A 16655-nucleotide genomic window follows, 5' to 3' on the forward strand; every position below is an offset into this window, starting at 1 on the left:
CAGGCTGTGCCGCGATCTTAACGATGTGCGTCTGTTGGTGCAAATTTCCGCAGAAATTGGCTGATCGGACTTGTTCGGCGTACAAGTGTACGCTATTGTGCGACTCGAAACTTAAAATAGTGCGACTTACAGAGGTATTGAATGAAACGTGCAGTGATTACTGGCTTGGGCATCGTTTCCAGCATCGGTAATAACCAGCAGGAAGTCCTGGCATCTCTGCGTGAAGGACGCTCCGGGATCACCTTCTCTGAAGAGTTTAAAGATTCCGGTATGCGTAGCCACGTTTGGGGTAATGTAAAACTGGACACCACGGGCATGATCGATCGCAAAGTGGTCCGTTTCATGAACGATGCCTCCATCTACGCCTATCTCTCCATGCAGGAAGCGATTGCTGACGCTGGCCTGAGTGAAGACGTTTACCAGAACAACCCACGTGTGGGTCTGATTGCCGGTTCCGGCGGCTCGTCTAAAGCCCAGGTATTCGGTGCTGACGCCATGCGTAGCCCACGCGGCCTGAAAGCGGTCGGTCCATACGTTGTGACCAAAGCCATGGGTTCAGCGGTTTCCGCGTGCCTGGCGACCCCGTTCAAAATCCACGGCGTAAACTACTCCATCAGCTCCGCCTGTGCGACATCTGCACACTGTATCGGTAACGCGGTTGAGCAGATCCAACTGGGTAAACAGGACATCGTATTTGCTGGCGGCGGTGAAGAGCTGGGATGGGAAATGGCCTGTGAGTTCGACGCGATGGGCGCACTGTCCACCAAATACAACGAATGTCCGGAAAAAGCCTCCCGTACCTACGACGCAAACCGTGACGGTTTCGTAATCGCTGGCGGCGGCGGTATGGTTGTGGTTGAAGAGCTGGAGCACGCTCTGGCCCGTGGCGCGCACATCTACGCTGAGATCGTAGGCTACGGCGCAACGTCCGATGGCGCAGACATGGTTGCACCATCAGGTGAAGGCGCTGTGCGCTGCATGAAGATGGCCATGCACGGCCTGGATACGCCAATCGACTACCTGAACTCCCACGGTACTTCTACTCCGGTAGGCGACGTGAAAGAGCTGGGTGCAATCCGCGAAGTGTTCGGCGACAACAGCCCGGCTATCTCTGCAACCAAAGCCATGACCGGTCACTCTCTGGGTGCGGCTGGCGTGCAGGAAGCTATCTACTCCCTGCTGATGCTGGAACATGGCTTCATCGCCCCAAGCATCAACGTTGAAGAGCTGGACGAGCAGGCTGCTGGCCTGAACATCGTTACCGCGACAACCGAGCGTGAACTGAATACCGTGATGTCTAACAGCTTCGGTTTCGGCGGCACCAACGCCACGCTGGTAATGCGTAAGCTGAAAGCGTAATGACTGCGCCGGATGTCAAAAGGGAGCCTGATGGCTCCCTTTTTTGTTTTAAATCACCAGCCAGATTAGCGCCATTGCCACCAGCAGGGCGACCAGCATCAGGCCTGGTCGGGCTGACAGGGATTTGAAGGTCTCGACCACCGGGGCAAACAGCGGGTTGTAGATCGGCTGGATATTACGTACTTCCAGCGTGCCACTCTCCCGCTCGCTGCGGCGGGTGAAGATCTCATTGAGCAGATCCTGAACCTGGGCGGTGGTCAGCACCGTCTGCGGCGTCGCTTGCCAGGTCTGTCGGGCATAATCCTGAATGTTGTCCCACTCCTGGGGTTCAAGCGGCTGTTTCAGCGCGGCCTGCAGGGTGTGCAGGGTTGGTGCGCTCTGGGTGCTCAGCGTCTGGCGCGCCTGCAGCCAGGTGGCAAGATGGGTAAACTGCCTGGCCGGTATCAACTCTCCCGCCTTTACTCCCGACAGCTCCAGCATCGACTGCCAGATCAGTTTGGTCGGCTCGCCCGTGGCGGCGGCAAGTTTGGTCACCATCTGCTTCAGCGTGTTGTGCTCCGCCGGCTGCAACGGGCGTTCCGTCGCCGGGCGCTGCTGCGGCTGCGGGATCGCAAGCTGGTTATTTTGCAGCAGCGTCAGTACCGTTTTGAGCTGCTCGGGCGTCAGCTGGTTCAGGGCCGTCTGGCCATACTGCTGGCGAATAAAATCGCTGGCCGCCTGACGGTTATTACCCAGATTCAGCAGCTCCGTCAGCTGGGAGACCATCTGGCGGGTGGTGTGATTTTGCTGGGCAGTATTCAGGCGCTGGTTGAGGTTTTGCTCTGCAGCAGGGAAGTGGCGCGACAGCATGGGCGCATCACTCTTCATTCCCAGATCGTGTTTGACTCCGGCCCACACTTCCGCATTCTGCTGCGACGTCAGGGCAATCAGCCGGGTGATCAGACGTTCCAGTACAGTGCGTTGCTGTGTGGAGAGGGGCTGTTCACCCGCGACGTGGGATGGACGCGGGCCATCACCCGGAGGTTGTGGCGGCGTACCTGAAATGGGCTGCATCGGCAAAAAATCCTTAAATTCGTTACTCATCGTTAACCAGGTTTACGTATATGCCTGGCGGCCAGATTATGGCACACTTGACCGGATAACTTCCTCTCAAACAGGTACTCAGACGTGAAAATCCTCGTTGATGAAAATATGCCTTACGCCCGCGAGCTGTTCAGCCGCCTGGGTGAGGTTAAGGCCGTTCCCGGACGCCCCATTCCGCTCGCCGAGCTGGATGATGCCGACGCCCTGATGGTGCGCTCGGTGACCAAAGTGAATGAGGCACTGCTGTCTGGCAAAGGTGTGAAGTTTGTCGGCACGGCAACCGCGGGAACCGATCATGTGGATGACGCGTGGCTGAAGCAGGCCGGGATTGGCTTTTCCGCCGCGCCGGGCTGTAACGCTATTGCCGTCGTGGAGTATGTTTTCTCATCCCTGCTGATGCTGGCCGAGCGCGACGGCTTTACCCTCACCAGCCGGACCGTAGGTATTGTCGGCGTGGGTAACGTGGGCAGCCGACTGCAAAAACGCCTTGAGGCGTTAGGTATTCGCACGCTGCTGTGCGATCCCCCCCGCGCTGACCGTGGTGATGAAGGGGATTTCCGCAGCCTGGATGAGCTGGTGGCCGAGTGTGACGTGCTCACCTTCCATACGCCGCTGTTTAAGGACGGGCCGTATAAATCGCACCATCTGGCAGATGACGCGCTGATTAGCCGCCTGAAGCCGGGCACCATTCTGATTAATGCCTGCCGTGGTCCGGTGGTGGACAACGCGGCGTTGCTGCAGCGCCTGGAGGCCGGGCAGGATCTCAGCGTGGTGCTGGACGTTTGGGAACCGGAGCCGGATCTCAACATGGCCCTGCTGGATAAAGTGGATATCGGCACCGCGCACATTGCGGGCTACACCCTCGAAGGCAAAGCCCGCGGTACTACCCAGGTGTTCGAGGCGTACAGCACCTTTATTGGCAAATCCCAGCAGGTAGCGCTGGACACGCTGCTGCCAACCCCGGATTTTGGTCGCATCACCCTGCACGGCACGCTGGATCAGGGAACGCTGAAAAGGCTGGTGCATTTAGTGTATGATGTGCGCCGCGATGACGCGCTGCTGCGAAAAGTAGCGGGTACGCCGGGTGAATTTGACAAGCTGCGTAAGCATTACGTTGAGCGCCGCGAATGGTCTTCCCTGTATGTGATGTGTGATGACCCTGCTGCGGCATCGCTGCTGCATAAGCTGGGTTTCAACGCCGTTCATCACCCGGTTCGTTAATGTCTTCTTAATGCTCCCTGGCGGATACTCCGCCGGGGACGCTTTTTTATTTCTGGAGTAAACCACCATGTCTGAAGGCTGGAACATTGCCATACTGGGCGCAACGGGCGCCGTGGGCGAAGCCCTGCTCGAAACCCTTGCTGAGCGTCAGTTCCCGGTGGGCGACATCTATGCCCTGGCGCGTAACGAGAGCGCAGGCGAGCATCTGCGTTATGAGGGCAAATCGGTACGCGTTCAGGACGCGGCTGAGTTCGACTGGACCCAGGCGCAGCTGGCCTTTTTCGCGGCCGGGGCTGAAGCCTCCGCGGCCTATATTGAAGACGCCACCAACGCCGGCTGTCTGGTCATCGATTTAAGCGGCCTGTTTGCCCTTGAGCCGGACGTACCGCTGGTCGTGCCGGACGTCAATCCGTTCGTGCTGGCCGACTACCGCAACCGTAACATCATCGCCGTACCGGACAGCCTGACCAGCCAGCTGTTAACCGCTCTGAAGCCGCTGATCGACGAAGGCGGTTTATCCCGCATCACCGTCACCAGCCTGCTGTCGGTCTCCGCCCACGGTAAAAAAGCGGTGGATGCCCTTGCCGGACAGAGCGCGAAGCTGCTGAACGGTATCCCGGTGGACGAAGATGACTTCTTTGGCCGTCAGCTGGCCTTCAACATGTTGCCACTCCTGCCGGATCGCGAAGGCAGCGTGCGCGAAGAGCGCCGTATCGTCGATGAAGTGCGTAAGATCCTGCAGGACGAAGGGCTGATGATCTCCGCCAACTGCGTACAGTCGCCGGTGTTCTACGGCCATGCACAGATGGTGAGCTTTGAAGCCATGCGTCCGCTGGCGGCGGAAGAGGCGCGTGACGCCTTTGGCCGTGGTGAAGATATTGAGCTGTCCGAAGAGCGCGAGTTCCCGACCCAGGTGGGCGACGCCACGGGCAATGCCCGCCTCTCAGTTGGCTGCGTGCGCAACGATTACGGCATGCCGGAGCAGGTTCAGTTCTGGTCGGTAGCCGATAACGTGCGTTTCGGCGGCGCGCTGATGGCGGTGAAAATCGCTGAGAAACTGGTGCAGGAGTATCTGTACTGATGTCTGAAGTGGAACAAAAGCCGGTCCATAGAATTGCTCTCGGGATTGAGTACGATGGCAGTAAATACTATGGCTGGCAGCGTCAGAACGAGGTGCGCAGCGTCCAGGAGAAGCTGGAGAAGGCGCTCTCTCAGGTCGCGAATGAACCCATCAATGTCCTGTGTGCGGGGCGGACCGACGCCGGTGTGCACGGTACGGGGCAGGTGGTTCACTTTGAAACCACCGCGGTGCGTAAAGACGCGGCCTGGACGTTAGGGGTAAATGCGAATTTGCCTGGTGACATCGCGGTACGTTGGGTCAAAAATGTGCCGGATGATTTTCATGCGCGTTTCAGCGCCACCGCGCGCCGTTACCGCTACATCATCTATAACCAGCGTCTTCGTCCGGCAGTGTTGGGCCAGGGCGTCACCCATTTTTACGAACCGCTGGATGCCGATCGCATGCACCGTGCGGCGCAGGCGCTGATTGGCGAGAACGACTTCACCTCTTTTCGTGCCGTGCAGTGCCAGTCGCGTACCCCGTGGCGCAACGTGATGCACATTAACGTCAGCCGTCATGGCGCGTATGTGGTGGTGGATATCAAAGCGAACGCTTTTGTTCATCATATGGTCAGGAATATTACAGGCAGCCTGATGGAAGTAGGCGCCGGACACCAGCCGGAGAGCTGGATTGCAGAGTTGCTGGCAGCGAAGGACAGAACGCTGGCGGCAGCAACGGCGAAAGCGGAAGGGCTGTATTTGGTCTCGGTGGATTATCCGGATCGATTTGACCTTCCGAAACCGCCAATGGGCCCGCTGTTTTTAGCGGACTGATAGCCGTGGCAATTAAGGTTTAGACAATATGGATTTTATTCGCTTTCTGATTGATTTCATTCTGCATATTGATGTTCACCTGGCAGAGCTGGTCGCTGATTATGGCGTCTGGGTGTATGCCATTCTGTTCCTGATCCTGTTTTGTGAAACCGGTCTGGTGGTGACGCCGTTCTTACCGGGCGATTCGCTGCTGTTCGTGGCGGGGGCGCTGGCATCGCTGGAAACCAACGATCTCAACGTTCATCTGATGGTCGTGCTGATGCTTATCGCCGCGATCCTTGGCGATGCGGTGAACTACACTATAGGTCGGCTTTTTGGCGATCGGTTGTTCAGTAACCCGGATTCGAAGATTTTCCGGCGCAGCTATCTCGATAAAACCCATGCGTTTTATGAGAAACACGGCGGCAAAACGATTATTCTCGCCCGTTTTGTGCCCATCGTCAGAACCTTTGCCCCCTTTGTTGCGGGTATGGGCCACATGTCGTACCGTCAGTTTGCGCTCTATAACGTCACCGGTGCGCTGTTATGGGTGCTGAGCTTTACCTACGCGGGCTATTTCTTCGGCACCATTCCTATGATCCAGGAAAACCTTAAGCTGCTGATCGTAGGGATTATTGTGGTTTCGATTCTGCCAGGCGTCATCGAAGTGATTCGTCACCGACGCGCGGCGGCAAAACAAGCAAAATAAAAGCACGACTGCGGTTCGACCACTTTTTTATCCAAAGTTTCGGGCTGTTATGTTTTAATGTGCAACATTCATGGTCTGTCGGGGGCAAAAATGGCATTATGCGCCCCTTGCAGCAAACCTGGTTCAGGCAGAAAGGTTATCAATGAGCTGGATTGAACGAATTAAAAGCAATATCACCCCAACCCGCAAAGCGAGTATTCCTGAAGGGGTGTGGACCAAATGTGACAGCTGTGGCCAGGTTCTGTACCGCGCCGAGCTGGAGCGTAATCTGGAAGTTTGTCCGAAGTGCGATCACCACATGCGTATGTCGGCGCGTAATCGCCTGCATAGCCTGCTGGATGAAGGTTCTCTGGTTGAACTGGGCAGCGAGCTTGAGCCGAAAGATGTGCTGAAGTTCCGTGACTCCAAAAAATACAAAGACCGTCTGGCCTCTGCACAGAAAGAGACCGGCGAGAAAGACGCTCTGGTCGTGATGAAAGGCACTCTGCACGAGATGCCGGTTGTCGCAGCGGCGTTTGAGTTCTCCTTTATGGGCGGCTCAATGGGTTCTGTAGTGGGCGCGCGCTTCGTGCGTGCCGTTGAGCAGGCGCTGGAAGACAACTGTCCGCTGATCTGCTTCTCCGCGTCCGGTGGTGCACGTATGCAGGAAGCGCTGATGTCGCTGATGCAGATGGCAAAAACCTCCGCAGCGCTGGCGAAAATGCAGGAGCGCGGTCTGCCGTACATCTCCGTACTGACCGACCCAACCATGGGCGGCGTATCGGCAAGTTTCGCGATGCTGGGCGATCTGAACATCGCTGAACCGAAAGCGCTGATCGGCTTTGCCGGCCCGCGCGTAATCGAACAAACGGTACGTGAAAAGCTGCCGCCGGGCTTCCAGCGCAGTGAGTTCCTTATCGAGAAAGGCGCTATCGACATGATCGTCCGCCGTCCGGAAATGCGCCTGAAACTGGCCAGCGTTCTGGCGAAGCTGATGAATCTGCCGTCGCCGAGCCCGGATGAGCCGCGCGAAGGCGTGGTCGTACCGGATCAGGAACCCGAGGCCTGATAACTGAAAAGGGCAGGGCCAGTGGCGCTGCCCTTTTGCTTTCTAACCGTAACTGAAAAGCGCGCATCATGGAAAATATCACTCTTCCCCAAGCCACGTCGCCCCTGGCCGCGTGGCTTTCTTATCTGGAAAACCTGCACAGTAAAGCCATCGACATGGGACTTGAGCGCGTAAGCCAGGTAGCGGCGCGCCTTGACGTTCTGAAACCGGCTCCCTTTGTGTTCACCGTGGCGGGCACCAACGGCAAAGGCACCACCTGCCGCACCCTGGAAGCCATGCTGATGGCGGCAGGGTACAAAGTGGGGGTCTACAGCTCGCCGCATCTGGTGCGCTATACCGAGCGCGTGCGGGTGCAGAACACGGAGCTGGCGGAATCGGCGCACACCGCCGCTTTTGCCGAAATCGAAGCCGCGCGCGGCGAGATTTCCCTGACCTATTTTGAATATGGCACGCTGTCCGCGCTGTGGCTGTTTAAGCAGGCGCAGCTCGACGTGGTGATCCTCGAAGTCGGCCTGGGCGGGCGTCTGGATGCCACCAATATCGTCGACCCGGATGTGGCGGTGGTCACCAGCATCGCGCTGGATCATACCGACTGGCTGGGGCCCGATCGCGAAAGCATTGGCCGTGAAAAAGCCGGTATCTTCCGCCCAGGCAAACCGGCGATCGTCGGCGAACCCGATATGCCGCACACCATCGCCGATGTGGCGCAGGAGAAAGGGGCGCTGCTTAAGCGTCGCGATGTGGACTGGTGCTACAGCGTGACGGAAAGCAACTGGCGCTTTGAAGATGCCGTGGGCGCGCTGGAGAACCTGCCGCTGCCCCAGGTACCGCAGCCGAATGCCGCGACGGCGCTGGTCGCGCTGCGCGCCAGCGGTCTGGCGGTGAGCGAGCAGGCGATGCGTGACGGTATTCAGAATGCGATTCTGGCCGGGCGCTTCCAGATAGTCAGCGAATCACCACGTCTGATTCTGGATGTGGCGCATAATCCTCATGCCGCGGCGTATCTCGCGGGACGTCTCAAATCATTGCCAAAAACCGGGCGCGTGCTGGCGGTTATCGGTATGCTTCATGATAAAGATATTGGCGGCACGCTGGCCTGCATGGAGAGTGTTGTCGATAGCTGGTATTGTGCACCTCTGGAAGGCCCACGCGGGGCGACTGCCGAACAGCTGATGGAACATCTCGGCGAGGGCAAAAGCTTTGCAAGCGTGGAGCTGGCATGGCGTGCGGCAATGGCAGACGCCAGCCCAGAAGATACCGTGCTGGTGTGTGGTTCATTCCACACGGTGGCACATGTCATGGACGTAATGGATGCGGGGAGAACCGGTGGCAAGTAAGTTTCAGAACCGTTTAGCAGGCACCATTGTGCTGGTGGCGCTGGGGGTGATTATTCTCCCCGGGCTGCTTGATGGACAGAAAAAACATTACCAGGATGAGTTCGCGGCGATCCCGCTGGTGCCGAAACCCGGTGACCGGGATGAGCCGGATATGCTGCCGGCGGCGACGCAGGCTCTGCCAGCGCAGCCACCTGAAGGGGCCGCCGAAGAGGTGCGGGCGGGCGATGCCGCGGCCCCATCCTTAGATCCGTCGCGTCTGGCTACCGGGAATAATAACGAGCTGGACCCTGTTGCGGCACCGGTAGAGCAGTATGCGCCAAAACCGGTGCAAAAGCCGAAACCGGCTGAAAAGCCGCAGCCGAAACCGCAGCGCGATAACACCAGCCAGCAGCTGGCGGCGGCCACAGAAACCCCACCGGCCAAACCGGCCGCTGAAGAGAAGCCTGCTCCAACCGGCAAAGCCTATGTTGTGCAGCTTGGGGCGCTCAAAAATGCCGATAAGGTCAACGAGGTAGTGGCTAAGCTTCGTGGCGCCGGGTATCGCGTTTACACTTCACCTTCCACGCCGGTACAGGGTAAAATCACCCGTATTCTCGTGGGCCCGGATGCGTCGAGAGACAAGCTGAAGGGGTCGCTTGGAGAGCTTAATCAGCTCTCGGGTCTGAGCGGCGTAGTGATGAACTACAGCGTGAATTGATGTAAGTATTTTCCCCTCCCCCTGACCCTCTCCCCGGAGGGGTGAGGGGATGAATTACCCCCTCTCCCTTGAGGGAGAGGGCCGGGGTGAGGGGGAGGCAGACGTCCGCAGAGGCGCAAACTGCCCACGGCGCTGAATATTTTTTCAGCGCTTTTTTTATTTACGCGCGGGAAGGAAATCCCTACGCAAACGTTTTCTTTTTCTGTTAGAATTCGCCCCGAACTGGATGACAGGGCGTTTGATCGTGGGACACATATGGTCTGGATTGATTACGCCATCATTGCGGTGATAGGTTTTTCCTGTCTGGTTAGCCTGATCCGTGGCTTTGTTCGTGAAGCGTTATCGCTGGTAACCTGGGGCTGTGCCTTCTTTGTTGCCAGTCATTACTACACTTACCTGTCTGTCTGGTTCACGGGCTTTGAAGATGAACTGGTTCGAAATGGGATTGCCATCGCGGTGCTGTTTATCGCGACGCTGATTGTCGGCGCCATTGTTAACTACGTGATTGGCCAGCTGGTTGAGAAAACCGGGTTGTCAGGAACGGACAGGGTGCTGGGGATCTGCTTCGGAGCATTGCGAGGCGCGCTGATTGTCGCCGCGATACTCTTCTTCCTTGATACCTTTACCGGGTTCTCAAAGAGTGAAGACTGGCAGAAATCGCAGCTTATCCCGCAGTTCAGCTTCATCATCAGATGGTTCTTTGACTATCTGCAAAGCTCGTCGAGTTTTTTGCCCAGGGCATAAACCCTGAGATGTGGCTTAACGAGGAAATGACGAATGTGCGGTATTGTCGGTATCGCCGGTTTCATGCCGGTAAACCAGTCTATTTATGACGCATTATCGGTGCTTCAGCACCGTGGGCAGGATGCTGCGGGTATCATCACCATTGATGCACACAACTGCTTCCGTTTACGTAAGGCCAACGGCCTGGTAAACGATGTGTTTGAAGCCCGCCATATGCAGCGTCTTCAGGGCAACATGGGTATTGGTCACGTTCGTTACCCGACTGCTGGCAGTTCCAGCGCCTCTGAAGCCCAGCCGTTCTACGTTAACTCGCCGTATGGCATCACGCTTGCCCACAACGGCAACCTGACCAACGCTCACGAGTTGCGTAAGAAGCTGTTTGAAGAGAAGCGTCGTCACATTAACACCACCTCTGATTCTGAAATCCTGCTCAACATCTTTGCCAGCGAGCTGGACAACTTCCGTCACTATCCGCTGGAAGCAGACAACATTTTTGCTGCCGTGGCCGCCACTAACCGTCTTATTCGCGGTGCCTATGCCTGCGTAGCGATGATTATCGGCCACGGTATGGTCGCCTTCCGCGACCCGAACGGCATTCGCCCGCTGGTGCTGGGCAAGCGCGACATTGGCGACGGCCGCACCGAGTATATGGTGGCGTCTGAAAGCGTGGCGCTCGATACCCTGGGCTTTGAGTTCCTGCGTGACGTCGCACCTGGCGAAGCGGTGTACATCACCGAAAAAGGCCAGCTGTTTACCCGTCAGTGTGCAGAGAACCCGGTCAGTAATCCGTGCCTGTTCGAATACGTCTACTTTGCTCGTCCGGACTCCTTCATCGACAAAATCTCCGTCTACAGCGCCCGCGTCAACATGGGCACCAAGCTCGGCGAGAAGATTGCCCGCGAGTGGGAAGACCTGGATATCGACGTGGTGATCCCAATTCCGGAAACCTCCTGCGATATCGCACTGGAGATGGCGCGTATTCTGGGTAAACCGTACCGTCAGGGCTTCGTGAAGAACCGCTACGTTGGCCGTACCTTTATCATGCCGGGCCAGCAGCTGCGCCGTAAATCGGTGCGCCGCAAGCTGAACGCCAACCGCGCTGAATTCCGTGATAAGAACGTGCTGCTGGTGGATGACTCTATCGTGCGTGGCACCACCTCTGAGCAGATTATCGAGATGGCCCGTGAAGCGGGTGCGAAGAAGGTCTATCTGGCCTCTGCGGCACCGGAAATTCGCTTCCCGAACGTCTACGGTATCGACATGCCGACCGCCAACGAGCTGATTGCCCACGGTCGTGAGGTGGATGAGATCCGCCAGATCATCGGTGCCGACGGCCTGATTTTCCAGGATCTGAACGATCTGATTGACGCGGTGCGTGCCGAGAACCCGGATATTCAGCAGTTTGAGTGCTCGGTGTTTAACGGTATCTACGTGACCAAAGACGTCGATCAGAAATACCTGGATTACCTCGATTCGCTGCGCAACGACGATGCGAAAGCCGTGCAGCTGGCGAACGATCTCGAAAGCTTAGAGATGCACAACGAAGGTTAATCGCTATAACAGGCGAGGGCGTCCGCCCTCGCTTGCAACTCCCGCCAAAATCCTGCACAGTCAGCCCTGTAACAGCAAGGGCGAACATCATGAAACGATTAATAGTAGGGATCTCAGGGGCCAGCGGCGCGATTTACGGTGTCCGTTTGCTGCAGGTATTGCGCGACGTCGCCGAGGTTGAAACCCATCTGGTGATGAGCCAGGCCGCGCGTCAGACCCTCTCTCTGGAAACCGATTATTCCCTGCGTGACGTTCAGGCGTTAGCCGACGTGATACACGATGCGCGCGATATCGCCGCCAGCATCTCCTCCGGATCGTTTAAAACCGCGGGCATGGTGATCCTGCCCTGTTCCATCAAAACCCTCTCGGGTATCGTCAACAGCTATACCGATACGCTGGTGACCCGCGCGGCCGACGTGGTGCTGAAAGAGCGCCGTCCGCTGGTGCTGTGCGTACGCGAAACCCCGCTTCATCTGGGCCACCTGCGTCTGATGACCCAGGCGGCGGAACTGGGCGCGGTGATTATGCCCCCGGTGCCGGCGTTTTATCACCGCCCGCAATCGCTTGATGACGTGATCAATCAAACCGTGAACCGGGTTATCGACCAGTTCGACATTGACCTTCCGGACGATCTCTTTACCCGCTGGCAGGGCGCCTGACGGAAAAGATGTCCTGTCCGGGGGCAGATCGGCGCAACGTGCCCTGTTTCAGGGCAATTCTGCAACAGCGATCATATCCTCAACATTTAATTCCTTTTTTCCCTTCCCGCCACTGCGGTTCGTTTGGCAGACCTGCTATCTTTCACCATTAAGGCAATCCTGCAACCTTTCGTTAACATATTTAACGCCGTAATTTTGCTATGAACGCAATGTGGCATAAGACCTGCAAGAGATCGCCTGCAACAACACACAACACAATCTATTACATAAGAAAATCACGACACTTGAGGGTAATGTATGAAGAAGACGGTTTTGGCTCTGTCTTTGCTGGTGGGATTAAGTGCAGCGGCAAGCAGCTTTGCGGCGCTCCCTCAGAACGTACGTATCGGTACAGACGCTACCTATGCGCCATTCTCATCGAAAGATGCGAAGGGGGATTTCGTCGGGTTTGATATCGACCTGGGAAATGAGATGTGCAAACGCATGTCCGTGAAATGCACCTGGGTGGGCAGCGACTTCGACGCGCTGATCCCCTCCCTGAAAGCCAAGAAGATTGACGCGATCATCTCCTCGCTCTCAATCACCGAGAAGCGTCAGCAGGAGATCGCCTTCTCTGAGAAGCTCTACGCTGCGGACTCACGTCTGATTGCCGCCAAAGGATCCCCTATCCAGCCGACCATTGACTCGCTGAAAGGCAAGCACGTTGGCGTGCTGCAGGGCTCAACCCAGGAAGGTTTCGCCAATGCCAACTGGCGTGAGAAGGGCGTGGACGTGGTGGCATACCAGAACCAGGATCTGATCTATTCTGACCTGGCCGCAGGGCGTCTGGATGCCGCATTCCAGGATGAAGTTGCCGCCAGCGAAGGCTTCCTGAAACAGCCTGCGGGTAAAGAGTTTGCCTTTGCGGGTCCTTCCGTCAAAGACAAAAAATACTTCGGTGACGGCACCGGGATCGGTCTGCGTAAGGACGATGCTGAGCTGAAAGCGGCGTTTGATAAAGCCTTTACTGAACTGCGTAAAGACGGAACCTACGACAAACTGGCGAAGAAATACTTCGACTTCAACGTTTACGGCGATTAACCGAAACTGACGGGTGCGCACCATAATGGAACCCCGTTATGGTGCGACAATGGTCTTTGCGAACCATGATGGTGCAAATCGTGCGCCGCGTTGGTCACAAAGTGAATAGTTAAGCACTCGCGATGCACTTTTTCGCGCCTGCCGCGCATAATCTTTTGCCTTGCCGCGGCGATTAGTGGCACATTAAAGGCACCCCGTCGGCGTTAAAATCCCGTAAGAAGACAGTCTGTTGAGGATAGATATGAAAAAACTGGTTTTGTCACTTTCTCTGGCTCTGGCCTTTTCCAGCGCTACTGCGGCATTCGCAGCAATTCCGCAAAAAGTTCGAATTGGTACTGACCCGACTTATGCCCCCTTCGAATCGAAGAATGCGCAGGGTGAACTGGTAGGATTTGATATCGATTTGGCAAAAGAGCTGTGCAAACGTATCAAAACAGAGTGTACCTTCGTTGAAAACCCACTGGATGCGCTGATCCCTTCGCTGAAAGCGAAAAAAATCGACGCCATTATGTCTTCTCTCTCTATCACCGAAAAACGCCAGCAGGAGATTGCCTTCACCGACAAGCTCTATGCAGCGGACTCTCGTCTGGTGGTAGCGAAATCTTCTGATATCCAGCCGACACTGGAGTCACTGAAAGGTAAACGTGTGGGCGTGCTGCAGGGCACCACCCAGGAGACCTTTGGTAACGAGCACTGGGCGCCGAAAGGAATTGAAATCGTCTCTTATCAGGGCCAGGAAAATATCTATGCTGACCTGACTGCGGGCCGTATCGACGCCGCCTTCCAGGATGAAGTCGCTGCCAGCGAAGGCTTCCTGAAACAGCCGGTTGGTAAAGATTACAAGTTCGGCGGTCCGTCCATTAAGGACGAGAAACTCTTCGGCGTAGGCACCGGCATGGGGCTGCGCAAAGAAGATAACGAGCTGCGTGAAGCGCTGAACAAAGCCTTTGCTGAAATGCGCGCAGACGGTACTTACGAAAAACTGGCGAAGAAATACTTCGACTTTGATGTCTACGGTGGTTAATTACTCCACTCAATAACGTGCGGCCCCTCCCGCTCCGGGAGGGGAAAAGACACGGCTACACCACTCACGACAGGGCAGGCGGTATGCTGTACGGATTTTCTGGCGTAATTTTACAAGGCGCATTGGTCACCCTTGAACTGGCTCTCAGTTCGGTGGTGCTGGCAGTGTTAATAGGCCTTGCCGGCGCGGGCGCGAAGCTTTCAGCGAATCGGGCGTTGGCGCTGCTGTTTGAGGGTTATACCACCCTTATCCGCGGTGTTCCTGACCTGGTGCTGATGCTGCTCATTTTCTATGGACTGCAGATCGCCCTCAATGGCATCACCGATGCCATTGGTATGGCGCAGATTGATATCGATCCGATGGTGGCCGGTATCATCACCCTGGGCTTTATTTACGGGGCCTATTTCACCGAAACCTTCCGCGGGGCCTATCTCGCCGTGCCGAAAGGGCATATCGAAGCGGCCACGGCCTTTGGTTTTACCTCCTCACAGACGTTTCGCCGCATTATGTTTCCGGCCATGATGCGCTTTGCGCTGCCGGGCATCGGCAACAACTGGCAGGTTATCCTCAAAGCGACGGCGCTGGTCTCATTACTGGGACTGGAAGACGTGGTGAAAGCCACGCAGCTGGCAGGCAAAAGCACCTGGGAGCCGTTCTACTTCGCGATTGTCTGCGGGGTGATTTACCTGGTGTTTACCACCGTCTCCAACGGCGTGCTGCTGCTGCTCGAACGTCGCTATTCCGTGGGTGTGAAGAGGGCTGACCTGTGATCGAAATTATTCAGGAATACTGGAAATCCCTGCTGTGGACCGACGGATACCGCTTTACCGGCGTGGCGATCACCCTCTGGCTGCTGATTTCTTCTGTGGTGATGGGCGGGATTCTGGCGATCTTCCTCGCCATTGGCCGCGTGTCGAACAATAAATACATTCGCTTCCCCATCTGGCTGTTTACCTATGTGTTCCGCGGTACGCCGCTGTACGTGCAGCTGCTGGTGTTCTACTCCGGGATGTACACGCTGGAGATCGTGAAAGGCACTGAGATGCTGAACGCGTTCTTCCGCAGCGGGCTGAACTGTACCGTGCTGGCGTTAACGCTCAATACCTGCGCCTACACCACCGAGATTTTCGCCGGTGCGATCCGCTCTGTGCCCTACGGTGAAATTGAAGCCGCAAGGGCGTATGGCTTCTCTTCCGTGAAGCTCTACCGCTGTATTATTCTGCCGTCGGCGCTGCGTATTGCGCTGCCTGCCTACAGCAACGAAGTGATCCTGATGCTGCACTCCACCGCGCTGGCCTTTACCGCCACCGTGCCGGATCTGCTGAAGATTGCCCGCGACATTAACTCGGCGACCTATCAGCCGTTTACCGCCTTCGGGATCGCGGCAGTGCTCTATTTAATTATTTCTTACGTTCTGATTAGCCTGTTCCGCAAAGCGGAAAAACGCTGGTTGCAGCACATAAAACCTTCTTCGACGCACTGAGAATTAAGATGGCTGAGAACAAATTAAACGTTATCGATTTGCACAAACGCTACGGCGAACATGAAGTGCTGAAAGGGGTGTCGCTGCAGGCAAATGCGGGCGATGTGATCAGTATTATCGGCTCCTCAGGCTCGGGTAAAAGTACCTTCCTGCGCTGCATTAACTTCCTCGAAAAACCAAGTGCCGGCTCTATTGTGGTGAGCGGTGAGAACATCAATCTGGTGCAGGACAAAGACGGCCAGCTGAAGGTGGCGGACAAGCACCAGCTGCGTCTGCTGCGTACCCGTCTGACGATGGTATTCCAGCACTTCAACCTCTGGAGCCACCTGACGGTGCTGGAGAACGTGATGGAAGCCCCGGTGCAGGTGCTGGGGTTAAGCAAGCAGGAAGCCCGTGCCCGCGCGGAGAAATACCTGGCGAAAGTGGGTATCGACGAGCGCCAGCAGATGAAATACCCGGTGCATCTCTCCGGCGGTCAGCAGCAGCGTGTCTCTATCGCCCGTGCGCTGGCGATGGAGCCGGAAGTGCTGCTGTTTGACGAACCGACCTCTGCGCTCGATCCCGAGCTGGTGGGTGAAGTGCTGCGCATTATGCAGCAGCTCGCCGAAGAGGGGAAAACCATGGTGGTGGTGACGCACGAGATGGGCTTCGCCCGTAACGTCTCCAATCATGTTATTTTCCTGCATCAGGGCAAGATCGAAGAGCAGGGGCATCCGGATGAGGTGTTAGGTAATCCGAAGAGCCCACGCTTGCAGCAGTTCCTGAAAGGGTCGTTGAAGTAGTTTGTT

Annotated in this window: 17 protein-coding genes; 16 read left to right on the plus strand and 1 reads right to left on the minus strand. The window is 56.6% G+C overall.

Annotated features, from left to right (window positions below; genetic code table 11):
• Positions 1-141: 141 nt before the first annotated feature.
• Positions 142-1359, plus strand: a complete 1218-nt coding sequence (gene fabB / locus FFB58_RS10600) for a beta-ketoacyl-ACP synthase I (RefSeq protein ID WP_039030943.1) — start codon at positions 142-144, stop codon at positions 1357-1359.
• Between the two features lie 48 nt (positions 1360-1407).
• Here the strand turns inward: fabB and flk are convergent, their stop codons facing one another.
• Positions 1408-2412: a flagella biosynthesis regulator Flk gene (gene flk, locus FFB58_RS10605; RefSeq protein WP_138369845.1), complete on the minus strand. Its 1005-nt coding sequence runs from the start codon at positions 2410-2412 to the stop codon at positions 1408-1410.
• Positions 2413-2526: 114 nt separating this feature from the next.
• Here flk and pdxB point away from each other — a divergent pair, with 114 nt between their 5' ends.
• The 15 genes from pdxB to hisP all read left to right on the plus strand — a co-directional run bounded on the left by pdxB (position 2527) and on the right by hisP (position 16649).
• Positions 2527-3663: a 4-phosphoerythronate dehydrogenase PdxB gene (pdxB, locus tag FFB58_RS10610; protein ID WP_138369846.1), complete on the plus strand. Its 1137-nt coding sequence runs from the start codon at positions 2527-2529 to the stop codon at positions 3661-3663.
• A gap of 67 nt (positions 3664-3730) precedes the next feature.
• A complete protein-coding gene (locus FFB58_RS10615; RefSeq protein ID WP_138369847.1) occupies positions 3731-4744 on the plus strand; it encodes an aspartate-semialdehyde dehydrogenase in 1014 nt (337 codons plus the stop codon).
• A complete protein-coding gene (gene truA / locus FFB58_RS10620) occupies positions 4744-5556 on the plus strand; it encodes a tRNA pseudouridine(38-40) synthase TruA (protein WP_138369848.1) in 813 nt (270 codons plus the stop codon). The genes FFB58_RS10615 and truA overlap by 1 nt, the downstream gene beginning before the upstream one ends.
• A gap of 28 nt (positions 5557-5584) precedes the next feature.
• Positions 5585-6244 carry a DedA family protein gene (locus tag FFB58_RS10625; protein WP_039030947.1) on the plus strand — a complete coding sequence of 220 codons (660 nt, stop codon included), beginning with the start codon at positions 5585-5587 and terminating at the stop codon, positions 6242-6244.
• Positions 6245-6386: 142 nt separating this feature from the next.
• Positions 6387-7292 (plus strand): acetyl-CoA carboxylase, carboxyltransferase subunit beta, encoded by a 906-nt coding sequence (gene accD / locus FFB58_RS10630; protein WP_039030948.1) that lies wholly within the window; start codon positions 6387-6389, stop codon positions 7290-7292.
• A gap of 68 nt (positions 7293-7360) precedes the next feature.
• The gene (folC, locus tag FFB58_RS10635) at positions 7361-8629 is read left to right on the plus strand and encodes a bifunctional tetrahydrofolate synthase/dihydrofolate synthase (RefSeq protein WP_138369849.1); all 1269 of its coding nucleotides are present in this window, start codon (positions 7361-7363) and stop codon (positions 8627-8629) included.
• Complete coding sequence (gene dedD / locus FFB58_RS10640) at positions 8619-9326, plus strand: cell division protein DedD (RefSeq protein ID WP_138369850.1); 708 nt, start codon at positions 8619-8621, stop codon at positions 9324-9326. Before folC ends, dedD begins: the two co-directional genes overlap by 11 nt.
• Positions 9327-9581: 255 nt before the next feature.
• Positions 9582-10070: a colicin V production protein gene (cvpA, locus tag FFB58_RS10645; protein WP_039030950.1), complete on the plus strand. Its 489-nt coding sequence runs from the start codon at positions 9582-9584 to the stop codon at positions 10068-10070.
• 33 nt (positions 10071-10103) lie between these two features.
• Positions 10104-11621: an amidophosphoribosyltransferase gene (purF, locus tag FFB58_RS10650; protein ID WP_039030951.1), complete on the plus strand. Its 1518-nt coding sequence runs from the start codon at positions 10104-10106 to the stop codon at positions 11619-11621.
• Positions 11622-11710: 89 nt separating this feature from the next.
• A complete protein-coding gene (locus FFB58_RS10655) occupies positions 11711-12280 on the plus strand; it encodes a UbiX family flavin prenyltransferase (RefSeq protein ID WP_039030952.1) in 570 nt (189 codons plus the stop codon).
• Positions 12281-12577: 297 nt separating this feature from the next.
• Complete coding sequence (argT, locus tag FFB58_RS10660; protein WP_039030953.1) at positions 12578-13360, plus strand: lysine/arginine/ornithine ABC transporter substrate-binding protein ArgT; 783 nt, start codon at positions 12578-12580, stop codon at positions 13358-13360.
• A gap of 241 nt (positions 13361-13601) precedes the next feature.
• Complete coding sequence (hisJ, locus tag FFB58_RS10665) at positions 13602-14384, plus strand: histidine ABC transporter substrate-binding protein HisJ (RefSeq protein ID WP_032612831.1); 783 nt, start codon at positions 13602-13604, stop codon at positions 14382-14384.
• A gap of 83 nt (positions 14385-14467) precedes the next feature.
• A complete protein-coding gene (locus tag FFB58_RS10670; RefSeq protein ID WP_039030955.1) occupies positions 14468-15154 on the plus strand; it encodes a histidine ABC transporter permease HisQ in 687 nt (228 codons plus the stop codon).
• Positions 15151-15867: an ABC transporter permease gene (locus tag FFB58_RS10675; protein ID WP_039030956.1), complete on the plus strand. Its 717-nt coding sequence runs from the start codon at positions 15151-15153 to the stop codon at positions 15865-15867. The genes FFB58_RS10670 and FFB58_RS10675 overlap by 4 nt, the downstream gene beginning before the upstream one ends.
• 8 nt (positions 15868-15875) lie before the next feature.
• A complete protein-coding gene (hisP, locus tag FFB58_RS10680) occupies positions 15876-16649 on the plus strand; it encodes a histidine ABC transporter ATP-binding protein HisP (RefSeq protein WP_138369851.1) in 774 nt (257 codons plus the stop codon).
• The last annotated feature ends 6 nt before the right edge of the window (positions 16650-16655 follow it).

Source organism: Enterobacter sp. MF024 (assembly GCF_005843915.1).
GTDB lineage: Bacteria > Pseudomonadota > Gammaproteobacteria > Enterobacterales > Enterobacteriaceae > Enterobacter > Enterobacter barmai.

What these genes read in the sequence shown, in the direction of transcription:
- FFB58_RS10655 (WP_039030952.1), top strand. Translation starts at nt 11,711, where the DNA reads ATGAAACGATTAATAGTAGGGATCTCAGGGGCCAGCGGCGCGATTTAC.
- cvpA (WP_039030950.1), top strand. Translation starts at nt 9,582, where the DNA reads ATGGTCTGGATTGATTACGCCATCATTGCGGTGATAGGTTTTTCCTGT.
- flk (WP_138369845.1), bottom strand. Translation starts at nt 2,412, where the DNA reads ATGCAGCCCATTTCAGGTACGCCGCCACAACCTCCGGGTGATGGCCCG.
- FFB58_RS10615 (WP_138369847.1), top strand. Translation starts at nt 3,731, where the DNA reads ATGTCTGAAGGCTGGAACATTGCCATACTGGGCGCAACGGGCGCCGTG.
- argT (WP_039030953.1), top strand. Translation starts at nt 12,578, where the DNA reads ATGAAGAAGACGGTTTTGGCTCTGTCTTTGCTGGTGGGATTAAGTGCA.
- truA (WP_138369848.1), top strand. Translation starts at nt 4,744, where the DNA reads ATGTCTGAAGTGGAACAAAAGCCGGTCCATAGAATTGCTCTCGGGATT.
- hisJ (WP_032612831.1), top strand. Translation starts at nt 13,602, where the DNA reads ATGAAAAAACTGGTTTTGTCACTTTCTCTGGCTCTGGCCTTTTCCAGC.
- hisP (WP_138369851.1), top strand. Translation starts at nt 15,876, where the DNA reads ATGGCTGAGAACAAATTAAACGTTATCGATTTGCACAAACGCTACGGC.
- FFB58_RS10670 (WP_039030955.1), top strand. Translation starts at nt 14,468, where the DNA reads ATGCTGTACGGATTTTCTGGCGTAATTTTACAAGGCGCATTGGTCACC.
- FFB58_RS10625 (WP_039030947.1), top strand. Translation starts at nt 5,585, where the DNA reads ATGGATTTTATTCGCTTTCTGATTGATTTCATTCTGCATATTGATGTT.
- accD (WP_039030948.1), top strand. Translation starts at nt 6,387, where the DNA reads ATGAGCTGGATTGAACGAATTAAAAGCAATATCACCCCAACCCGCAAA.
- folC (WP_138369849.1), top strand. Translation starts at nt 7,361, where the DNA reads ATGGAAAATATCACTCTTCCCCAAGCCACGTCGCCCCTGGCCGCGTGG.
- purF (WP_039030951.1), top strand. Translation starts at nt 10,104, where the DNA reads ATGTGCGGTATTGTCGGTATCGCCGGTTTCATGCCGGTAAACCAGTCT.
- fabB (WP_039030943.1), top strand. Translation starts at nt 142, where the DNA reads ATGAAACGTGCAGTGATTACTGGCTTGGGCATCGTTTCCAGCATCGGT.